The 21,174-nt window shown below is 44.9% G+C and carries 14 protein-coding genes; 10 read left to right on the top strand and 4 right to left on the bottom strand.

The genetic code is table 11. From position 1 onward, the window contains the following. Nucleotides 1–28 precede the first annotated feature (28 nt). From PATL_RS10090 to PATL_RS10075, 4 genes are read left to right on the top strand one after another with little or no spacing between them, the layout of a single operon-like run. Entirely contained in the window at nucleotides 29–1,324 is a 1,296-nt protein-coding gene (locus PATL_RS10090; RefSeq protein ID WP_011574792.1) for a GntP family permease, read from the top strand. Between the two features lie 31 nt (nucleotides 1,325–1,355). Then, nucleotides 1,356–2,558 carry an E22 family MetX-like putative esterase gene (locus tag PATL_RS10085; RefSeq protein ID WP_011574791.1) on the top strand — a complete coding sequence of 401 codons (1,203 nt, stop codon included), beginning with the start codon at nucleotides 1,356–1,358 and terminating at the stop codon, nucleotides 2,556–2,558. A gap of 26 nt (nucleotides 2,559–2,584) precedes the next feature. Then, complete coding sequence (locus tag PATL_RS10080) at nucleotides 2,585–3,694, top strand: extracellular catalytic domain type 2 short-chain-length polyhydroxyalkanoate depolymerase (RefSeq protein ID WP_011574790.1); 1,110 nt, start codon at nucleotides 2,585–2,587, stop codon at nucleotides 3,692–3,694. Next, entirely contained in the window at nucleotides 3,691–4,476 is a 786-nt protein-coding gene (locus PATL_RS10075; protein WP_011574789.1) for a 3-hydroxybutyrate dehydrogenase, read from the top strand. Before PATL_RS10080 ends, PATL_RS10075 begins: the two co-directional genes overlap by 4 nt. 124 nt (nucleotides 4,477–4,600) lie before the next feature. Here the strand turns inward: PATL_RS10075 and katG are convergent, their stop codons facing one another. Then, entirely contained in the window at nucleotides 4,601–6,862 is a 2,262-nt protein-coding gene (gene katG, locus PATL_RS10070; protein WP_011574788.1) for a catalase/peroxidase HPI, read from the bottom strand. 228 nt (nucleotides 6,863–7,090) lie between these two features. Here katG and PATL_RS22815 point away from each other — a divergent pair, with 228 nt between their 5' ends. Beyond that, nucleotides 7,091–7,261, top strand: a complete 171-nt coding sequence (locus tag PATL_RS22815; RefSeq protein WP_011574787.1) for a hypothetical protein — start codon at nucleotides 7,091–7,093, stop codon at nucleotides 7,259–7,261. A gap of 26 nt (nucleotides 7,262–7,287) precedes the next feature. Here PATL_RS22815 and PATL_RS10065 read toward each other — a convergent pair whose 3' ends face one another. The 3 genes from PATL_RS10065 to PATL_RS10055 all read right to left on the bottom strand — a co-directional run bounded on the left by PATL_RS10065 (nucleotide 7,288) and on the right by PATL_RS10055 (nucleotide 11,984). Next, on the bottom strand, nucleotides 7,288–8,478 hold the full coding sequence (locus PATL_RS10065; RefSeq protein ID WP_041713658.1) for a leucine-rich repeat-containing protein kinase family protein: 1,191 nt from the start codon (nucleotides 8,476–8,478) through the stop codon (nucleotides 7,288–7,290). Between the two features lie 226 nt (nucleotides 8,479–8,704). Further along, nucleotides 8,705–9,238: a prepilin-type N-terminal cleavage/methylation domain-containing protein gene (locus tag PATL_RS23040; RefSeq protein WP_011574785.1), complete on the bottom strand. Its 534-nt coding sequence runs from the start codon at nucleotides 9,236–9,238 to the stop codon at nucleotides 8,705–8,707. Nucleotides 9,239–9,602: 364 nt separating this feature from the next. After that, a complete protein-coding gene (locus tag PATL_RS10055; RefSeq protein ID WP_011574784.1) occupies nucleotides 9,603–11,984 on the bottom strand; it encodes a beta-galactosidase in 2,382 nt (793 codons plus the stop codon). 471 nt (nucleotides 11,985–12,455) lie between these two features. Here PATL_RS10055 and PATL_RS10050 point away from each other — a divergent pair, with 471 nt between their 5' ends. The 5 genes from PATL_RS10050 to PATL_RS10030 all read left to right on the top strand — a co-directional run bounded on the left by PATL_RS10050 (nucleotide 12,456) and on the right by PATL_RS10030 (nucleotide 21,111). Beyond that, on the top strand, nucleotides 12,456–14,045 hold the full coding sequence (locus tag PATL_RS10050) for a sugar porter family MFS transporter (protein ID WP_011574783.1): 1,590 nt from the start codon (nucleotides 12,456–12,458) through the stop codon (nucleotides 14,043–14,045). A gap of 1 nt (nucleotide 14,046) precedes the next feature. Further along, nucleotides 14,047–15,003 (top strand): sugar kinase, encoded by a 957-nt coding sequence (locus PATL_RS10045; protein ID WP_011574782.1) that lies wholly within the window; start codon nucleotides 14,047–14,049, stop codon nucleotides 15,001–15,003. A 38-nt stretch (nucleotides 15,004–15,041) separates the two neighbouring features. Next, nucleotides 15,042–16,127 (top strand): glycoside hydrolase family 117 protein, encoded by a 1,086-nt coding sequence (locus PATL_RS10040; RefSeq protein WP_011574781.1) that lies wholly within the window; start codon nucleotides 15,042–15,044, stop codon nucleotides 16,125–16,127. Nucleotides 16,128–16,241: 114 nt separating this feature from the next. Beyond that, nucleotides 16,242–16,511, top strand: a complete 270-nt coding sequence (locus PATL_RS10035) for a helix-turn-helix domain-containing protein (protein WP_011574780.1) — start codon at nucleotides 16,242–16,244, stop codon at nucleotides 16,509–16,511. A 937-nt stretch (nucleotides 16,512–17,448) separates the two neighbouring features. Beyond that, nucleotides 17,449–21,111 (top strand): TonB-dependent receptor, encoded by a 3,663-nt coding sequence (locus PATL_RS10030; protein ID WP_041714384.1) that lies wholly within the window; start codon nucleotides 17,449–17,451, stop codon nucleotides 21,109–21,111. The last annotated feature ends 63 nt before the right edge of the window (nucleotides 21,112–21,174 follow it).

Raw genomic sequence — 21,174 nt, 5'->3', positions numbered from 1 at the left:
CACAAGTATTCATTTAAAGGAAGATAATATGCTCAGTTTAATTGGTTTGATAGGCGGGTTGTTGCTGCTAATAGTGCTCACTATTCGTGGCATGAACTTGTTTATCGCCGCCCCCTTGTGCGCACTTATTGTCGCGCTTACCAGTGGTATCCCGATTTTTATCGGCGATGTTAATTTTGTCAGTAGCTATATGCAGGGTTTCTCTGGATTTATTGCTTCTTGGTTTTTCATGTTTTTGCTTGGCTCCTTGTTTGGTAAATTCATGGAAGACACAGGCGCTGCCGACGCAGTAGCACGCTTCATCATAGCAAGATTGGGCCGCAGCCAAGCGGTTGCGGCGGTAGTGCTCGCCTGCGCTATTTTGACCTACGGCGGGGTTAGCCTCTTCGTTGTGGCGTTTTCGGTTTATCCTATGGCGTTGAGCTTATTCAAAGATGCCAACTTGCCCAGACGCTTTATTCCCGCTGCATTGGCATTTGGTTCAGTCACCTTTACCATGACATCCGCTGGCTCCCCAGAAATTCAAAATTGGATCCCCATTAAATACTTGGGTACCTCACCTTTTGCCGCGTGGGAAGTAAGCTTAGTAGTGGCGATTTTCATGGCGGTTTTTGGTTTCTGGTGGATGCGCCGGATGATCAACAAAGCATTAGCGAACGGCGAAAAATTTGAACACTGGGAACAAGATCCTCAAATCACAGACCGGGCGCTTCCTAGCCCCATAACTGGGTTAATTCCACTGTTAGTGGTGCTCGTACTTTCCTTTTTGCTCCACGATAGCCTAGGTCATTTAGCCTTGATCATTGCGCTGGGTGGCGGTGTGCTCACCCTGATGATCATCAACTACCGTTATTTTATGAATATGCAAAATGCCATCACCGCTGGCACTACAGGTGCTTTGGTCGCCATTGGTAACACCGCAGCGGTGGTGGGGTTTGGCAGTATCGCTAAAGCTACCGAGGCGTTTCAGGTCGCCGTAGAAGTCATGACCCATATACCGGGAAATGAGTTAATTGGCGCAGCAATTGCCATCAGTGTTATAGCCGGTTTAACAGGCTCGGCTTCAGGCGGGCAAGTTATCGCCCTGCCCTTACTCGCGCCGCATTACATCGACCAAGGTGTGAACCCTGAAGAGCTACATCGGGTTGTATCTATTTCATCAGGTGCGTTAGATTCTCTGCCACACAATGGTTATGTGGTGACATTAATCCGGGCAATTTGTAATGAGACTCACCAACGGTCATATTGGTCAGTCGGCGCACTAACGGTTGTGGTGCCATTATGTGGTCTTGTGTTGGCTATCGCCTTATTTAACCTATTTTAGTGTGCAAATTATTTACGAGAGAGTGCATTTTATGTTCTTAACCCAGGTATTTAACAAAGGTCTTTTGGCCGCCTTTAGCCTAATCATGTGCGCGCAGGCGTATGCAGCATCGGTCGAATTAGTCGAGAAAAAGCGCTTTGAAATAGAAAGTTTCGAAACCTTCGGCGGTAAAACCATCAAGCAGGTACACGTCGGTTGGGAAAGCTACGGTACATTGAATCAAGCAAAAGACAATGTGGTGCTGATCACCCATTACTTTAGTGCGACTTCACATGCCGCAGGTAAATATCATCCGGATGAAGCAACGCCGGGATATTGGAACGGCATAATAGGCCCAGGTAAAGCAATTGATACCGACAAATACTTTGTTTTAAGTGTTGATACACTCGCAAACTTAAATGCTTACGACCCCAATGTGATCACCACTGGGCCTGCGTCTGTTAATCCGGATACAGGAAAACGCTATGGGCTAACGTTTCCTGTGGTGACTATTCGCGACTTCGTAAACGTGCAAAAATCATTGCTTGAATCGTTAGGCGTAACCAAACTACATGCGGTGGTTGGTGGTTCAATGGGGTCTATGCAAGCGTTAGATTGGGCGACGGCTTATCCTGAATGGGTGCCTAGAATGATCTCAGTGATAGGCTCAGGTCAAAGTGATGCATGGACCACCGCCTTGCTAGAAAAATGGGCAATACCCATTCAACTGGACGCCAACTGGAAGAACGGTGATTACTACGATAGTACACCGCCAACCCAAGGGTTAATTGCTGCGTTAATGTTCATTACCCAAGACGCACTTACACCGACTTTTTTTAATCAAACAGGTAAAGGCATAGGTTACTTTGCCCTTGAAGAAGCGCCGTTAAACGACATTCGCCAGCAGCATAGTATTGTTAAGTGGTTAAAAAAACGAGCTCAAAGCCGAGCTAAATTGATGGATGCTAACCATCTATTGTATTTAGTGCGGGCCTCACAGCTTTATATGGCAGGCCATTCAGGTGACATGAAACAAGCGCTATCCTCAGTCAAAGCAAAAACGCTCTTTCTGCCATCATTCAATGACTTGTTGTTGATGCCCTATTTAGCCAAAGACACGGCAAATTCCTTAGAGCAACTCCATAAAAATACCACTTACCGTGAGTTAACTGGCGACCTAGGCCATCTCAATGGTGTAGTAGGTATCGAACAAGCGGCGTCAGACATCAGCGCATTCTTAGCTGACAAACAATAGATTTGTAAGAACAAAAAAGGATTATTATGACTTTCTCATTATCGGAATTTACCCAGTTAAGTAAACGCAGTTCTCGCTGTTGTTTCCTTACAAAGGCCGTTAGCGCCGCTTTAACCCTGTCACTTAGTGGAATATTAAGTGCCTCGGCCATCGCGCAACCTGAACAAAACGCGCAACCAGAAGCTGCTACAAAAGACGAGAAACGCTTCAATTTAGATCTAAATAAAATCACTTTATCTGGATTATCAAGTGGAGGCTTTATGGCTACCCAGTTCGAACTCGCTCATTCAGACTGGGTCTCTGGTGTGGGTATCATCGCCGCTGGGCCATACTATTGTGCTCAAAACAGCATACAAACTGCCCTTAGTCAGTGCGTTAATCAAATCAAAACTCCGCTGGACTTAGCGGCCCTCAATGCCCAAACGCAAAAATGGCAGGAGCAAGGCAAACTGCCCGACTTAAGCCATTTACAGCAACACAAGGTTTGGTTATTAAGCGGTACGCTTGATACCAAGGTACTTGGGCAAGTAAACGATGCGCTTTTTGAACAGTATCAGCAGTGGGTGACGCCTGAAAACATTCACTATGTCAATGACAAACCCTTTGCGCATTTATTCCCTACGCTTAATTCAGGCACAACATGCGATGTATCAAGCGCCCCCTTTATCGGCAACTGCGATTACGATGCAGCGGGCGAAATGCTTAATTTTATGTCCCCTGAACTGAGCCCTCGCAGTGCGCATCCCCAAGGTAAGTTGATGCAAATAGACCAACATTTACTTGGCGGTGAATCCGCTTCAACGCTTGCTGATACGGGGTATGTGTACGTTCCACAAGCGTGCGAACAAGGCGAAGCCTGCACCGTACATGTGAGCTTTCATGGTTGTAACCAAAATTCAGCTGCCGTAGGTGACGACTACGCGACGCAAACTGGCCTCAATAACTGGGCAGATACCAATCATATGTTGGTGCTTTACCCGCAAACTAAAAGCTCCATGATGATGCCGTTAAATCCCCAAGGTTGCTGGGATTGGTGGGGATACACGGGAGACGATTATGCCAACAACCAAGGTCAACAAATAAAAGCCGTTAAAAATATGATTCATGCATTAGCCAAACAAGAGACGACAAAATGAACAACTCACACGCTATAAAACACAGAACGATTCTGATCACTGGCGGCGCTAGCGGGATTGGTTTAGGGATAGCCCAACAATTGGGCAGCAACGGCCATAAAATCGTTATCGCAGACATGAATATGGATGCGGCTGAAAATGCCGTCGCAGAACTAGGGGCACAGGGGATCAGCGCACGCGCCCTTTTACTTGACGTCACAAATCAAGAGCATATCAATAACCTTAGCGCTAACCTTGCTCCTGACACGGTAGATGTTTTAATTAACAACGCAGGTATTCAACATGTTGCCAAACTAGAAGAATTCCCTGGGGATAAATGGCAGCAATTAATCAATATTATGCTGGTGGCGCCCGCCATGTTGACGCAAGCGTTACTGCCCACCATGCGCAGTAAAAACTACGGCCGAATTATTAATATTGGCTCTGTACATTCCCTTATTGCGTCCCCTTATAAATCGGCATATGTAGCGGCAAAACATGGGTTGCTTGGCTTTTCGAAAACACTGGCACTGGAAACGGGTGATTGTGATGTCACAATCAACACACTTTGCCCCGCTTATGTCAAAACACCTTTAGTGGAGAAACAAATAGCAGCCCAAGCCAAAGAACATGGTATGAGCGAAGAAGATGTTATCAATAAAATCATGCTCGAACCCATGCCGAAAAAGTCCTTCATTGATATTGATGAGCTGGCCAGCAGCGCCGCTTTTTTAATGGACAACAGCGCGCGTAATATTACTGGACAGACCATCGTTATAGACGGCGGCTGGACGGCGCGTTAAGCCTTTATTTATATTTTTCAGGACGGGAGAGGTCAAATAAAAAAGGCCAGATAATATACATCTGGCCTTTTTACTTGTGATGACTTCTAAAGATTATCCAATCGAGCGAATGCTTACCTAGTTACTACAAATCAAAGCGATCTAAGGTCATGACTTTAGTCCACGCGTTAACAAAATCATCCACAAATTGTTGGTGAGCATCATCAGACGCATACACCTCTGCGACCGCTCTTAGCTCTGAATTAGAGCCAAATATCAAGTCCACTGAGGAGGCGGACCAACGTTGTTTGTTGCTTTTACGATCTATTCCGAGATAGAGATCCTGTTGGTCTTTCGCCTTTTCCCAGCGCGTTGACATATCGAGTAAATTAACAAAAAAGTCGTTGTTTAAGGTTCCGGGATTATCTGTCAGTACGCCCCTATCACTACCATCGGCATTGATATTCATCACTCTCAAACCTGCCACTAACACACTCATTTCGGGAACGGATAAATCTAGAGTATTCGCTTTGTCCACTAACATCTCAACCGGTGATAAGGTATTTCCCTGAGCGTAGTAGTTTCTAAACCCATCCGCTTTTGGCTCTAGTACCGCGAAAGATTCCACTTCTGTTTGAGCCTGGGTTGCATCGCTGCGCCCCGGTATAAAGGGCACTTCAACGTCGAAGTCATTTTTACTCGCGGCGTGTTCAATGGCCGCTGCGCCGCCAAGCACAATTAAATCCGCTAACGATACTTGTTTATTACCACTTTGCCCGTCATTGAAGTCTTTTTTCACCTTGTTAAGGAACATTAAAACCGTGTTCAATTCGTCCGGATTGTTCACTTCCCAGTTTTTTTGTGGCGCGAGTTGAATACGAGCGCCGTTCACACCACCGCGCATATCTGTCGCTCTGAAACTGGCTGCAGCCGCCCATGCTGTTTTGACTAATTGAGCAGGCGTAACATCACCATCAAGTAATTTCGTCTTTAGGTGTTGGATGTCACGTTTATCAATTAGCGAATAGTCCACGCTAGGAATAGGGTCTTGCCATAAGAAGTCGTCCGTTGGCGACTCATCACCTACGTAACGCGCGCGAGGGCCCATATCTCGATGGGTTAATTTAAACCATGCTTTTGAAAACGCTAACTCAAACTCCTTCGGATTGGCATGAAAGCGTTCAGCGATTTTTCTGTACTGAGGATCCTCTTTCAGCGCTAAATCAGTCGTAAACATAATGGGCGCATGGCGCTTGGATTTGACATGTGCATCAGGCACCAAATTCGCACCCGCATTATCTTTAGGGATCCACTGAGTCGCTCCCGCGGGGCTTTGGGTTTCAACCCATTCAAATCCAAATAAATTATCTAAATATTGCATGGTCCATTGAGTTGGGCTGACAGACCAAGCCCCTTCCAAGCCGCTAGTAATGGTGTCTTCTGCATTGCCTTTTCCGCACTTGTTTTTCCAGCCTAAACCTTGCTCTTCAATCGTTGCTCCGGCTGGAGCAGGATCTAAGCATTCATCTGGTTTGTGCGCACCGTGAGCTTTCCCAAACGTGTGGCCCCCAGCGATGAGTGCCACCGTTTCTTCGTCATTCATGGCCATACGTGCAAACACATCACGAATATCGGCAGCCGCTGAAATAGGGTCGTGATTACCATTTGGCCCCTCAGGATTAACGTAAATTAGACCCATTTGCACCGCTGCCAGAGGCTCCTCTAATTTTCGCTCACCAGAATAACGCTCATTCCCCCCTAACCATTTTTTTTCCGGCCCCCAGTAAACCAAATCTGGTTCGAAGTCGTCTTCTCTACCGCCGGCGAATCCATAAATAGTAAAGCCCATAGACTCCATCGCTACATTTCCGGTAAGCACCATCAAATCAGCCCAGGACAAACTGCGACCGTATTTTTGCTTAATTGGCCACAGCAAACGCCTTGCTTTATCAAGACTCACATTGTCCGGCCAGCTGTTGAGCGGCTCGAACCGCTGCTGGCCACCTGCCCCGCCCCCGCGTCCATCTGACATGCGATAGGTACCAGTACTGTGCCACGCCATTCGCACAAAGAACGGTCCGTAATGGCCATAGTCTGCTGGCCACCAATCTTGGGATGAGGTTAACAGTGCTTTAATATCGCTTTTCACATTCGCTAAATTTAACGTTTTAAATGCGTCTGCATAATTAAAGTCTCCTCCCAAGGGGTTCGATTTCGCATCATTCTGCCTAAGCGGCTGCAAGTTCAGTTGCTCTGGCCACCAAAATGTATTGGTCTTAGGCATACCATCGGCTAAGGCACTCTGGCTGATGCACAATGAGGCTATTGCCAAAGATACGGCACTAATAAGGCGATTTGAGGTTTTTTTAGCAATGCAGTTTGAACGTTTGTTTACTCTAGGTAACATGCTGATGTCCTTTAGATTAGTCACTTTGCTTAATGACTATAGGAGTCAACGTAAATTTATTGCAGACGGAAAAACAGATTGTATTAATCGATAATGTTAATCAATTGTGAATTAAATGTGTGTTACACAACACAGAGTTAGTGGCCAAAGACGGTCTCAAAATCTCAGATTGCGTTACTCTTGCAGATACGCAATCATATCGACCTTTCATATAAAAAGAGTTAAAAAATGTCTGCCGTTACCCTTAACTTCACCCTAGAAAAAGAAACTAAAAACAGCGTTCGTTATAAGGAAGTGCCAGAAGAAGGCAAAGCCCCAGTGTTAGGCTCAGTCTATGTACAAAAATGGTACGCAGGCTCATCGAAGAACATTACCATCACGGTAGAGAAAAAAGACTAATTCACCTATCAGACGAGCGACAAACGCTAGCCCACTTTCAAACTTTGGATGTCTTCTATAAAGTGAGCTAGTGCTCGAGCTTCAATTTGCTTGATTTTCTTTTGTTGTGACTCGCTTAACATGTGGTACATGCTCGCGGCGCCGAAATCACCGAATATGATATTTCCCTCATCATCAAATAAGGTGTTATGGGCGTATAAATCACCGTGGCAAACTTGGTTTATATGCAAATGCTCATACACATCTCGCATCTGAGAAATGATTTTCTCAATGTGCTGAGACGACAATGTAAACCCTTCAGGGAAGGTATCTCGAGTGCAACTGTCTAACGACGGGGGCAAGCCTAAATTACGGAAATGCTCTGGGATTAACGCCATCACCAACGCCAAGTAGTCAGGCTCTGTCACCTGTGCCAGCGGTTTGACTATATTGCTATGTTGACCCACTTTCAGGCAAACCTGTAACTCATCTTTCGGGTAGCCATCACTGGTGACTTGGCCTTTGAACACTTTAACCGCCACCTCTGCGGGCATGTCATGTTGTGCTTTACGCCAAGTCGCTTTTGAGATTACGCCAGATGCTCCCTGCCCTAGCACATCATGCAATTGGTAGCTCGTAGAGGGTACATGAGGCACTGTTTCAATATGCAAATCCGCTGCGGAAAATGGATTACCCGCAAAAGCAAACCAAGCCAATCTGGGCAAATCTAATAGCTGGTCTGGGCATTGCGCTAAATCATTCGCCGAAATTCGCAACAACTCAAGATTGTGCAATTGGCTCATATTCTCAGGTAATGACGTGAGTTTATTACCCGCAAGGGCTAACTTTTGCATTCTAGGTCGCTCACCCAACGAGTTTGGCAGTCTATGTATTTGATTATCGGTTAAAATCAGCCAGCGCAACTTTATGGGTAAAGCGTTCTCAGGCACACGCTTGATTTTGTTGGCTTTGAAACCGACCATTTCAAGATTTTCACACTGTCCCAATACGTCTGGTAGAACTTCAAACTGGTTGTTAGAGGCAAATAGAATTTTAAGATTTTTTAATTGGGCAAACTCATTGGGTAGATGGCGCAATTTATTATTTGATAAATCAAGTACTTCCAAGGTATCAGCGAGTGTTAAAATCTCTAAAGGAAATTCCGTGAGGTTGTCAGATAGAGTGAGTTTTGATGTGCCAATAAGTTGGCCGGTTTTAAGCTGATTCAGTGTGTGCAAAATGAGAAACCTGATAAAGAGATGATAAAGAGAAGCTGTACTGCAAAAAAGCAACGCTAGCCTACTGAAAATCATCTAAAAAAGATAGTTTAGCGACAATAGACCCTCTGAGGACAGTAGTTGCAAGGGTGAAATAGCTATTACTTATTATCACGTAAATGCCCATCATCTCAAAGGAGTCTTTTTCTACCATAATGGCCTGGCATATGTGGCATCTTAAGCCGAATTAACAACCTGAAGTCGTGTATTCTATGCTAGGGGTTTCCCCCAAGTTTTCTGCACGGTAATAGATCAAATAACAATTGGTGGCAACTATCGGTACTTGGTTTACATAGGCACCTGACGTGTGGGTGAGCGACGCAAAAGTAAGGTATAATTTAGTCCGTCGATAATCTGTTGACCATATCCAATCTTTCTCAAAATTGCTGCTCATTGCCGCAGAAATTCCGCTATTTCGAGAGCCACTTGGGTATCCATATCGTGTTTCGATGTCCGAAGAACCGTCACCGTCAATATCAATATTGCTAAGCTGCAAACTATTCTGCCCTCGAATCGCTGATTTAGCATATACCAACTTGCTAGCAGACAACATTGCGCCCCCTACAGATTCAAGCACAGCAATTTTCGCATCACCGTTTAAATCGAGAAACTTTGGTGCAGCTGTGACGGCTAATGTCCCCAAGATAACGATGACGATGATTAGCTCAATCAAAGTAAATCCACTTTGCGCACTTGGCTTTATCGAGTTGGGCAAATTCATTTTGATTAACGGATGTTCCTTGAATAGTTACGCGGCGATTAGGCTCATGATTGAAGCGCTCACACAGTAAACTTATATTATATCTACATTTTGGCGATATTTTTATCTAGGAAAATATACATAGGTATACTATTAACCGGTGCTAAGCATCGAAATGATGCTTTGATTTCAACCAGGGACGGCAGAAACAGTGCGCAGTAGTTGCTGTAGTTGCAATAGTTGCAATAGTTGCAATAACGACAGCTACCAACACCTAAACTGTGACGTTAAAATGATTAGACAGGATGAAACCCGAAAGTATGATTATAATCGATACTTGCCTTAAAGCGCGCAGCCAAGGAGCTGCGCGCTCTTTAAAGGGTTATTAGTTAGATGTAAAACGACGTTCGTACATGCCTTTGTGTAGGTCTTTGGCAGCATTGACCATAGGCGCATAAGGGGTGTCAGTCACGTTAACAAAGCCTACGTTGTAGTTTTCGCCGTCAAAGGCTCTACCAGTAATTGGCGAGTCCATGTATTGGAACCAATGCGCACCAATAAAGTACGGATTATCAATAATCGTTCCCATATAATCTTGGTACATATCAGCTCTGTCTTGCTGATTAGCAGCATGTACTAAGCCTGGGTGAAACAAACCGCTGTCAGTAGCTCCGATGTGGAACTCGCCCACAATTGATGGCATGTCAAACTCTTTTAGAAATCCCCAGCCCTTTGGATGTAAGCCTTCTTTGTATACGTTGTAACTCATCACATCCACGTACTGAGTAGCCGCTTTTGCCACCTCCATAGGCATGCCCCAATCCGCGAAGCGAGACCCTAAATAGAGATGATTAGGCAAATAAGTTTGCATAGCAGCATCAACTGTTGAAAAGTATTTTTCGGCATAGGCATACAGCATATCGCTGTAATCAGCTAATTGCTGTTCGGCGTGCGTTTCATCAGTCGCTAGCACTGAATCAATGCCTTTATTAAACTCAGACCAAGAGGAAATGTTTTTACCCCAAGCGGCATTTAATGCCTCGATGCTGGCATATTTATCTTTAAGCATTGTCGTAAACGCCGCCTTAGTCGGCACTTCACTACCATCGCGTTTTAGGGTATTGAACACGATGCCGTAGCGCGACTGAGGCGTTTCACTACGGCCAAAACTTTTCTCGTTATCGATAAATACACCCACGCACCAAGGGGTGTTTTTCACTTCTTGTGCGATGACGCTGACAGTATGCAACGCACGCTCTTTGAATGTAGGGTCGAACACATCCGGCATGTTGCCCCAGAAATCATCGCCACTAGAGACGGTTTTATAGTCACCGATGATCCAACCGTTAGCAAAAAACGGTACTTTCTGGTTGTCGTAAAATGCAGGATCTGTCCAATTACCTAAGGATGTGAACCCCCAATTACGCATTCTATCTAGGGTCACATCGTGCCACTTTTGCATGTAATCAGGTGTCATTTCACTGTATTTACGATCTAAATTGGCTGCATAAAAACTATAGGTTTCGCCTTGTTTTAGTGGCCCTGAATGAACCCCAGTACGGTAACCATAGTGCTGCCCCATAGGTTCCTCGTAACTTGGCAACCAAGTGAACAGATCTTTTCTGAGTTCAGATGCTACAAAACGTGATGGCACGGCACTGTCAGCAACGCGATTAAGGCCCTGAGAATCAGATGGCGTCACATCAGCGTTATCTGCTTTAACTAACACCTCCGGCGGAAAATCATAACCGGTCATTGTAGACGAGTTAGCCAAGCGAATGATATCGACACCAGTGGCAAAATACAGGTAACCGTCGGGGTCAACTAAGCTCCATTTGCCTTGATATTTAGCTGTTCGAAAGTTGCCCGTGCCTTCCAGCTTAGGTCCGTTCAACCAACCGCCCCACTTTGAGCGCGGCGCATTCCATTTTCCGTCTAAGGTTTTCAACTCTTTATCTCTTGCGCTGTATAACTCTTCTAACGAGTGCACTTTCCCGTCGAATTCGCGCTTTGCATTTTGCCCGAATTGATCAACCACACCCGTAAGGTAGAGCGTATCCATAGGCGGATTTTGGCGTAATCGAATATCGTTTATAGTGATTTGTTTATCGAATAAATTGTTTTGTACGCTTAACGAAATCTTGCTTATGCCACTGAGTTTAAGATTTTTTTTACCCCACAAAGAGATAAACTGCTTGTCATCTGAATGCCACGTGTCTGGGTTAGAGCGTAAGCCCGAGGTAAAATTAAATTCGTTCTTATCGTCACTGATTGATTTGGCGAGGTCGTGCCCCGCCATTTTTGCATAATAAGTACTTTGTGGCCCAACAGGCACACTGACTGAACGGGTATACGTATCGCCATTGGTATCAGATATATTTAGGAATAACTGAACTGAGTGCTCTCCTTCATTACCGATGTCAAAAGCGATATTAAAATCGTCTAAATCGCTCCAATCCCAAGCAACATCAGGGATAAACTCAACAGCACTGTTGATATTCTCTTTCCCATGAAAGACTACTTTGAGAGAATCGCCTGATGTACCAACCACGGTGCCGCTGGCATTTGTGTATTTAACCTGCTTGAGGGAGTCACTATCTTTGGCAGTAAACAATGTTTTAAGTGTTTTTACCTGTTGCTCAATGTGATCAACTGGTTGCACCTCTGCGGCTGAGGAGTGACTAACCTCGTCACTCGTTTCACTCGCACTGCATCCAGTTAGCGCTGTTACAATCGCAACAAACAAAAGCTTTTTACTGGCGTTCATAATTATCCCTCTTGAGAAGTATTAACAAAATTTACATTTTGGGATTATACACAGCACGCTCGACATGTAAATTGTTAACAATTAATTAAATAGTGCGAGTAAACAACATTAATGCGAGTCGTGCGAAACACCATATTTGACTATTGTGTTGAGGTTAAAATCTAAAGTAACGTATGATGTCTCTGTCAATTTTATCAATATGCACTCTCGTCTTTGAAAAATTTAATAGCCTTAAATCAAAGGCTAAGCCTACTAATGTTCTTATTATTAGAATCAAACGCTTTTACGTATTGTGTTATTAAATAACTAAATTGTAAAAGTATGTTGACTTACCTGAGACATTGCAACGATAATTAATTGTTAACAATTATCAATATATGCGTTAGCATAATTCATCGACGATTTACGTCACTTTGTTAACAAAGGTCCCCCTAAGTTAATAGACGTCATCCAAGCTAAATAGGAACACCAATGAATAATCAAGTTAGGCATGTATTCTTTTGCGCAATCGTAGTGGCATTCGGAGGATTCATTTTTGGTTTAGATGCCGCGCTTATCTCAGGCACTGTGCGCTTTATTTCCGCCGAGTTTGCCCTCTCTGACTTGCAAATTGGGGCTGTGGTCAGTGCACCTGGTTTCGGTGTTTTATTTGCGTTACTCATTACTGGCTATATTTGTGACAAATATGGTCGCCGCCAAGCCCTGCTCATTATTTCTGTTTTATATATATTGTCTGCGGTAGCGTCTGTTGGTGCTATTTCCTTTGAGATGTTGGTTACGGCTCGATTTGTTGGCGGGCTTGCGTTTACGTCGCTGTCAGTAGCGGCTATGTATATTGGCGAAATTGCACCGCCAAAACTACGCGGTAAATTGGTGGCCATGATCCAGATAAATATCGTTATCGGTCTCTCAGCCGCTTATTTTGCCAATTACATGATATTAAAGGTGTCGCAATTAGAGACCGACTGGGTCATGTCTCTTGGTATCAATACCCATACTTGGCGGTGGATGCTCGGCATTGAGATTATCCCAGCCATCGTATGGCTATTCTTACTTATTACGATCCCAAGAAGCCCTCGATGGTTGGTCATGAACAATCGTTTGGATGAAGCAAAGCGTGTACTGCATCAGTTTTTGAATAACGAAGAGGTCGAAAAAGAACTGGTTCAAATTCAGCACAGCGTCGATTTAGGCGATAAACACGCTTTATCCACCGCTGAAGCCATAAAAGCCATGTTTGGCAGCAAAATGCGTAAAGCCGCATTAATCGGTTTAACCATGGGGGTGGTGCAACAAATTACCGGAATTAACGCGATCATGTTTTATGCCCCAACGGTCTTTGAGCAAGTCGGTTTGGGCACCAATGCTGCCTTTTTCCAAGCACTTATCGTCGGTTTGGTCAGCGTGTTGTTCACCATAGCAGCAGTGTTGTTAGTCGATAGATTGGGCCGCCGTCCACTGGTGATTTACGGCCTTGCAGCGGGCACTATTAGCCTATTTATGTGTCACTACGCTTTCAGTCAGGCCACTTATATCCTTACCCCTGAGCAGATTAACGCGTTTACCACTGAGCATGGCTTAGCCAGCATGCAGAATATGGTGTCCACTGCGTTTTCATCTGATATTGAATTTAAGAATATGCTGCAGTCGGTTATTGGTATCGAAGAATTTAGACGCCATGAAGGCCAGTTGATGCAAATGGCGACTAATGTGAACGCAAACATGATCCTACTTGGCGTCATGGGTTATATAGCAGCTTTTCATTTCTCAATTGGGCCGGTGATGTGGGTGCTCTTTTCAGAGATATTCCCAATCGCTATTCGTGGAACCGCCATTCCCATGTTTGCATTGCTTGCTAGTATTGTGAGTTATTTAGTACAGCAGTTTTTCCCATGGCAGTTAAGCCATATGGGGGCTAGTGACATCTTCTTATTTTACGCTATCAGTGGTGCTATAGGTTTCGTGATCTTGTTTAAGATCATGCCTGAAACCAAGAATAAGACGATTGAAGAAATTGAACTCGATTTAGACAGCACAAAAGATAAAGCGAGCGTGGTCTAAGATGCGCAACCCTACATTTATTGCGATCGGCGAATGCATGGTCGAGCTGAGTGTTACCGCTCAAAATAAACTACAACATTCTTATGCCGGTGATACCTATAACTCTTTGGTTTATGCCAAGCGTTGGCACAACGAGTTAGACTGCTACTTTCTATCAGGCATCGGCCAAGACAGCTTTAGCACCTTGATGACAGCGCACTGGCAACAGCATGGTATCAGTGATGAGTTTGCTCTTACCTCTGATGATCATAACGTGGGTATATACGCGATTAAGAACGACGACAGTGGAGAGCGCCACTTCGATTATTGGCGCAAGGAGTCAGCGGCCACCCAACTCATGTCCCTCATTGAACAAAGCGACTGTGAATCCCACTGGCCACATTTTGATTTGGTTTATTTCAGTGGAATATCCCTAGGGATTTTATCCGATGAAGATAAAGACAAGTTAATCAACTTAATCACCCGTCTTAAAGCTAAAGGCAGTAAAGTGGCCTTTGACCCCAACTACCGCCCAAAGATGTGGGCGAACAAAGCGCATGCTATCCGATGGCTTGAAGCGGCATACACAGTCAGTGACATAGTACTACCAGGCACCGAGGATCATCATGACCTATTAGGACATGCATCTGTCTCTGAGATTGTAAATTACTGTAAGCAGTACGATGTTCAGGAGCTGGTCGTCAAAGCAGGCAAAGAGGGTGTTTTCGCTTTCGATTGTGGCCAAGCCCTATGCCATGTGCCTTTTACCCCTGCGGACAGACAGCTGGATACCACCGCAGCCGGAGACTCTTTTGCAGGTGTATATTTGGCCTGCCGCATGGCTGATAAACCTATGAAATTATCTATTGAACACGCATCCGCAGCAGCGGGGCTAGTGGTGCAACATCAGGGCGCCATAGTTGAGCACACTATTTTCGATGCATTTCGTCAACGTTTAGCCAATCACACCGTTGCGTGAATTGGTATCGCATCTAACAGATCTTAAGAGGAAATAACATGACTCAGGCTAAGCAAAAACAAAGCCTTGCCACCAAGCGCGCTATCGAGCGAGGCTATGACAGTAAAAATGCTGACTGGATGATCGAATTTGAAACCAGCCCATTAAAGGGTGACTTTGCATTTGAAGAAGGGGTAATTCGCCGCGACCCCACATCGGTCATTTCAGTCGATGATGTTTATCATTGTTGGTACACCAAAGGCACTGGCGAAACCGTGGGCTTTGGTAGTACTAACCCAGATGATAAAGTGTTTCCATGGGATTTAACCGAAGTTTGGCACGCCACCTCAAGGGACGGCGAAACGTGGCATGAGCAAGGCCCTGCTATCACCCGTGGTACACCTGGTGCGTTTGATGATCGTGCCGTATTTACCCCCGAAGTACTCGCCCATAATGGTAAATACTATTTGGTCTATCAAACCGTGCAATATCCTTATACCAATCGACAAATAGAACAAATCGCCATTGCCCATGCCGACTCCCCTTTTGGCCCTTGGATAAAATCCACCGCACCGATTTTGAGTCCTTCCATGGACGGCGAATGGCGCGGTGATGAAGACAACCGTTTCCACGTGCATTCAAAGGGCAGCTTTGATAGCCATAAAGTGCATGACCCATGTTTACTGGTGTTTAATGGCAAGTTCCACCTGTATTACAAAGGCGAGACCATGGGCGAAGAAATGAACTTTGGTGGGCGCGAAATCAAGCATGGGGTCGCCATCGCCGACGACATTTTAGGGCCTTATCACAAATCAGAATACAACCCGATCAGCAACAGCGGCCATGAAGTGGTGGTGTGGAATTACCAAGGTGGCGTTGCAAGCTTATTGACCACTGACGGTCCTGAGAAAAACACCATTCAGTTTGCCCCTGACGGTATTAATTTTGATATCAAAGCCCATATCAAAGGGGCGCCAGAAGCGGTTGGTTTATACCGGCCAAGCAACATAGAAGACACCTCTCCCCCGGGCTTACATTGGGGTTTATGCCATAAATACGATAGCAGTTGGAATTGGAATTACATTTGTCGTTATCGTTTAAAGAAACAAGTATTGGACGCTGGCACGTTTCAAAACAGTAACTAACAAACTGAGATATAGCAGTAAACCCGAGCACCCATTAGGTATTAAATCGAAAATGGGTACTCGCAGATAGATACCCACATAAGGGTTTATTAACGACAGTAGAAGGAAGACACCATGTATAAAAGCATGCAGCTAATCGATATGTTACGGCACAAATATAGGCTTCGCTCTGATAACACTGTGGCTAAAAAACTCGGTGTGTCTCGGTCTGCGGTAAGTCGTTATCGTAATCAAACGGGCTCAATCGATGACAAACTTGCTGTAGAGATAGCCGAGATGCTTTCCCTTGACCCGTTTGAAGTCATTGCATCTATGCGTTGTGAGCGTGCAGCCCGCAACAACTGCCCAAAGGACATCAGTTTTTGGCGTAAGTACGCCGCTTAAAAGACGCGTTTGAACGATAGAATAAAGACTGGAAGCTAGTTTCCCTGTACTGCTCGTTATTAAGTGTTTTACAAAGTAGGCTTGAAGGGCTTTTTTTAAATTACCCATTTCGACATGGGTATTGAGCCCTTGAATTGGGTGCATGGCATCGCGCTATCACCGCGCCTTTTTTATTAACCAGGATTCTTAGGTTTGCCGCGCTCCTAAAGGCTCATCCACTGTCTGAATATCGCTCGCCATAGCACCTCTTCATAACCGCAAATCACACGAATGATTCGTCTCGCTAAACGGGACGTTTAAAATCTAGTCTGTACTGCTTGCATATGCTGTTTTTCTAGTGGGAAAATACTTAAGTAGCCTGATGATACAGCGATGATGATACGGCGAGTATCAGGCTAGCGCTTTTGTGCTGTGCGTTTAACCTGATATATCTATTATTCTAACATGTATGGTATGAACGCTTCGTGTTTAATTCAAACACGAATGTTGACTGATTTTTAACAAAAATTTATTTCTACTCTTCCGACATCTGCGTGTAACATTTTGCACTGGCAGGCGTTAATTTTTTGGCATAAATGACTATTTAAAGTAACTAGTCAGTTATAAAAGAACCATTAAAATTACAATGCATCTCGTTTTGTTAACCTACCCCCTCTAAAAATAAACGCTTTTAATAACGCGTAAGCCATTGATTAGCTTGATTTAAGTACACTTATACAATCATTATGAATAACCACCTCCCCACAGTTAATTGTTAACAAAAAACCTTTGACAACAACCAAACCAAATGTTTACATATGCTTTACATTTTAAGTGTAATAAAATGTTCATATGAAATTAGACATAAGCACTTGAAGTAAGTCTGGTTGGTTTAGTGATGCACGCTAACCAAGCCATGGCGATTAACGACATTTATAATTACCGGGAACAATTAACTATGTCTAAAGCATTCACCACACCCTTTAAATTAAGCGCTATCTCAATTGCGCTTTTTATGGCATCTAACGCATTTGGCCAAACGCAGGAAGAACAAAACGCGCTGAATTCACCTGAAGCGAAATCTAGCGAAACAAGCGACATTGAAGTGATTGAAATTACAGGTTTGAAGAGTAGCCTCAAAAAATCAATCAATGATAAGCGCTTCTCTCAGAACTTAGTCGACACAATTAATGCCGAAGACATTGGTAAGTCGACCGACCAAAACGTAGCAGATGCATTAAGCCGCGTAACGGGCGTTTCATTGGTTACGCGTGATGGCGAAGGTACTCAAGTCACCGTGCGTGGTGCCACTGCTAACCAAAATAATATTACTATTAATGGTCAGCAACTCACCTCAACAGACTTCAGTCAAGCGGTTGATTTAAGCTCCTTCTCTGCAGACATTTTGTCAAAGCTTGAAGTGGTGAAAACATCAAGTGCCGACCAAGACGAAGGATCTCTGGGGGCCAATATTAACCTCATAACACTCAAGCCTCTTGATCAAAAGAAAGGCGTGCGTTCCTTCACTGCACAGGGCAGATACAATGATTTCTCGGAAGAGAGCGATCATAAAGTACAGTTTACCCTCACTGAAAAATTTTTCGATGATACCTTTGGTGTTGCCTTTTCAGCCTATGATCAAACTTCAAGTATTCGGCGCGACCAATACCGAATAGACAGATTCGCAGCTTCTACTATTATCGCATCAGCAAGCGACATGGACGGAAATGCCATCTCTGGCGTCAAGGCGATACGCCCTACGGCCACGCGTTACGAACTGCATCAAAATAGCACCGAACGTCAGGGCATAACCTTAGGGCTGCAATTTCTACCAGACGATGTTTCTGAATTGAATCTTGATATTACTTACTCACAGCAAGAATATGCAACACGTCAAGATGCCGTAATAAGTCGAGCTACGGGCAATCAAAATTTTGTCGAAGGCATTGAGCCGCTAGGCAGTCAACGTCCTGCAGCGCCCTTCACCGATCCACAAACAGATTGGTATGTAGTCGATACACAGAACAATACCATGCTACGAGAATTGAATCGTTTCGGTGCAGGTGACTTACAATCCTCACAAGGCGGTAATGATCAAAAAAATGGCAGCATCTCATTAACGTACAAACGTGAATTAACCGACTCTCTTCGTGTCTCAAGCCAATTTGGTTACTCCAAAAGTGAATCAGAAAGTTTACCCAGTGCATTTGCAGCGATGCAAAATTTCCCCCAGGTGCCCGCGATAAAACTCTATGATGCAGGCCGAGATATCGAACCTGTTGGTTATGACTGCACTAGCGGAACGTGTCGCATGGTATTTGGCAGTTCATTTGCTGATCTTGGCGAACAAATTGTCAGTCAAACCGATCCGGAAACTGGCTTATTTGTCCCCGGATATGAAGATAATACTGTATTCACGGGCTACAACCCCGCAGATATTAACGCACAGCATTTGAGCTTCTTAAGTGAAAATGACGTAACAGTGAGCGATGAGTTGGCAAATGGCCAAGTCGATTTTGAATATGACTTTGATGATTATGGCATTACCTCGTTCGAGTTTGGCGCTAAAGTTACCAAACGTACGAAAGACGTGGATAATCAAAAATACCAATTTAACTCAGTCACAGCCACAGAGGTCGTCGAGGACGAATTTGGTAACCCCGTTGCTATTCCAGGCGGCGCGTTATTAGACATTCGCGCTAATTTGATAGCACGTGACGGTGTCGTACCCAGCGACTTCATGCAGTCATTGGGTTACGAGCGCAATGAGGCCACAACCGGTTGGACGCCAGTAGACCCAGCCTACGCCGTTAGCCTGCTGTTAGACGATGAAAACACCGTAAGAACGCCCAATGACTCCGAATCACGGATCACAGATATCGATACGCAAGCCTATTACTTTAAAACTAATTTTGAATTATTTGATGGTCGTTTGACCGGTAATATCGGTATGCGCTACGTGAAAACTGACATCGCAGCAGAGGGCTATTCAGGCGCTGACTTCTGGCAGTTTACTGAGACACTTGAGCGAGAATACGACCGCGTTATGTTGCGTGACTTGCGAGACACAAGTCTGCCTGAGTGCCGTTCACCTGTTTTCGCAGATCCGAATCAACCGCTAGGTTATGAGCAAAAATACCAACGGGTTGATGGTCAAGGTTGGGATACCAGCAGTGGTCCTGATCCCTCTGGTTGGACTCGCATTGCGGATCAGGGCCCTTGTCATGACCCTCTATTTGCCCAGTGGTCTGCATTTCAGCAGGACCCAAGCTTACCCGAGCCAGCAGACCCGATCACTTGGTTAAATATGTGGCGCTACGCTGACGTATCGACCACCCGCAATAATGGCTGGGATGGCACGATTGCTTACGATGGGACGACCCCAATTCCAACCGTAAATGCCAATCAATTTTCGTCGTCATCGATTCGAAACAGAGAGCTTCAATCATTTCGCTCTAGCGACAGCCACACCTATACAAATTGGTTGCCAAGTCTAAATTTAAACTACGCTATTTCTGATGAAATGGTCGGCCGTTTCTCGGTTTCTAAAACGATGACCCGTCCTGAAATAGACCAGCTTCGCCCAGGATTTCAATTGAACGAAAACGGTTATTGGGGCTCAGGTAATCCGAACACCGGTAGTAAAGTTTCATTGTTCAACACCCAGCTTGAACCGTTAGAGTCCAACAATTTAGACGTATCATTTGAGTGGTACTTTAACGAAAGCTCTATGCTCAGTGTGGCAGTATTCCATAAGGATATGTCAAATTTTACCACGGTTGAAAATGCAGTTACTTATCTAAAAGATGTGCGTAACGTTGACACCCCAGTTAGCGGCAGCGAAATCATTTTGCTCGCCGAAGACGATGGAACAGATGATCATGGATTAAACGGTTGTATGCCGCTTCGCGCAACAGCTGATTACGGTTGGTGGCCTTCGGACCCTACCCGCTTCAGTAACGATTTGCGTGATCTGTGTGCCCAATACAGCGTCAGCAAAATCATCAACGGTAAAGGTGCTCAAATTACCGGTGTGGAATTAGGCTATGTACAAACCTACGACTTTTTACCTGGCTTTTTATCTGGCTTAGGGGTGTCGGCTAACTATACCTATCAAGACAGTCAGTATGATCCAGACCGTTCCAGCATTGACCCAAGCAAAACCTTACCGTCATTCCCTGTGGCCGATACACCTGAGCACAGCTACAACGCGACCCTATTCTGGGAGCAAGACGGCCACCAGATCCGCTTAGCGTACCGAGGTACCAGTGACTCACTTGTGGGTACTGATTACAACACGGGCTTACAAGGGCGTACATGGAACCAAGGCTCTATTTGGAACGAAGGTCGCGGTAACCTCGACTTGTCAGCATCTTACAAACTAAACGATAACGTTACCTTTTCATTGCAAGCCATCAACTTGCTCGATGATGAATTTAGAACCTACTACACCAGCCGAGAATTAGAAGTAGACCGCATTTTCGCTGACAACGATGTGGGCTATCAATTCGTTGCCTTTGAAGAAGGTAACCCGTTAGACGGAGACGCGACACGTTCGCGCACATACACACGTTATAAAGTCGGCACGACTTATCGCTTAGGTGTGAACGTTACGTTTTAAATTGACTTATTAAGATTGGCATAAGTGAGGTGTGTGACGAAGCGCACCTGACTCACAGCAACG

The sequence above is a fragment of the Paraglaciecola sp. T6c genome (assembly GCF_000014225.1).
Classification (GTDB): domain Bacteria; phylum Pseudomonadota; class Gammaproteobacteria; order Enterobacterales; family Alteromonadaceae; genus Paraglaciecola; species Paraglaciecola atlantica_A.
The sequence above is the reverse complement of the archived record's forward strand: the minus strand, read 5'-3'. Positions and strand labels throughout refer to the sequence as shown.

What these genes read in the sequence shown, in the direction of transcription:
- PATL_RS10090 (WP_011574792.1), top strand. Translation starts at nt 29, where the DNA reads ATGCTCAGTTTAATTGGTTTGATAGGCGGGTTGTTGCTGCTAATAGTG.
- PATL_RS10085 (WP_011574791.1), top strand. Translation starts at nt 1,356, where the DNA reads ATGTTCTTAACCCAGGTATTTAACAAAGGTCTTTTGGCCGCCTTTAGC.
- PATL_RS10080 (WP_011574790.1), top strand. Translation starts at nt 2,585, where the DNA reads ATGACTTTCTCATTATCGGAATTTACCCAGTTAAGTAAACGCAGTTCT.
- PATL_RS10075 (WP_011574789.1), top strand. Translation starts at nt 3,691, where the DNA reads ATGAACAACTCACACGCTATAAAACACAGAACGATTCTGATCACTGGC.
- katG (WP_011574788.1), bottom strand. Translation starts at nt 6,862, where the DNA reads ATGTTACCTAGAGTAAACAAACGTTCAAACTGCATTGCTAAAAAAACC.
- PATL_RS22815 (WP_011574787.1), top strand. Translation starts at nt 7,091, where the DNA reads ATGTCTGCCGTTACCCTTAACTTCACCCTAGAAAAAGAAACTAAAAAC.
- PATL_RS23040 (WP_011574785.1), bottom strand. Translation starts at nt 9,238, where the DNA reads ATGAATTTGCCCAACTCGATAAAGCCAAGTGCGCAAAGTGGATTTACT.
- PATL_RS10055 (WP_011574784.1), bottom strand. Translation starts at nt 11,984, where the DNA reads ATGAACGCCAGTAAAAAGCTTTTGTTTGTTGCGATTGTAACAGCGCTA.
- PATL_RS10050 (WP_011574783.1), top strand. Translation starts at nt 12,456, where the DNA reads ATGAATAATCAAGTTAGGCATGTATTCTTTTGCGCAATCGTAGTGGCA.
- PATL_RS10045 (WP_011574782.1), top strand. Translation starts at nt 14,047, where the DNA reads ATGCGCAACCCTACATTTATTGCGATCGGCGAATGCATGGTCGAGCTG.
- PATL_RS10040 (WP_011574781.1), top strand. Translation starts at nt 15,042, where the DNA reads ATGACTCAGGCTAAGCAAAAACAAAGCCTTGCCACCAAGCGCGCTATC.
- PATL_RS10035 (WP_011574780.1), top strand. Translation starts at nt 16,242, where the DNA reads ATGTATAAAAGCATGCAGCTAATCGATATGTTACGGCACAAATATAGG.
- PATL_RS10030 (WP_041714384.1), top strand. Translation starts at nt 17,449, where the DNA reads ATGTCTAAAGCATTCACCACACCCTTTAAATTAAGCGCTATCTCAATT.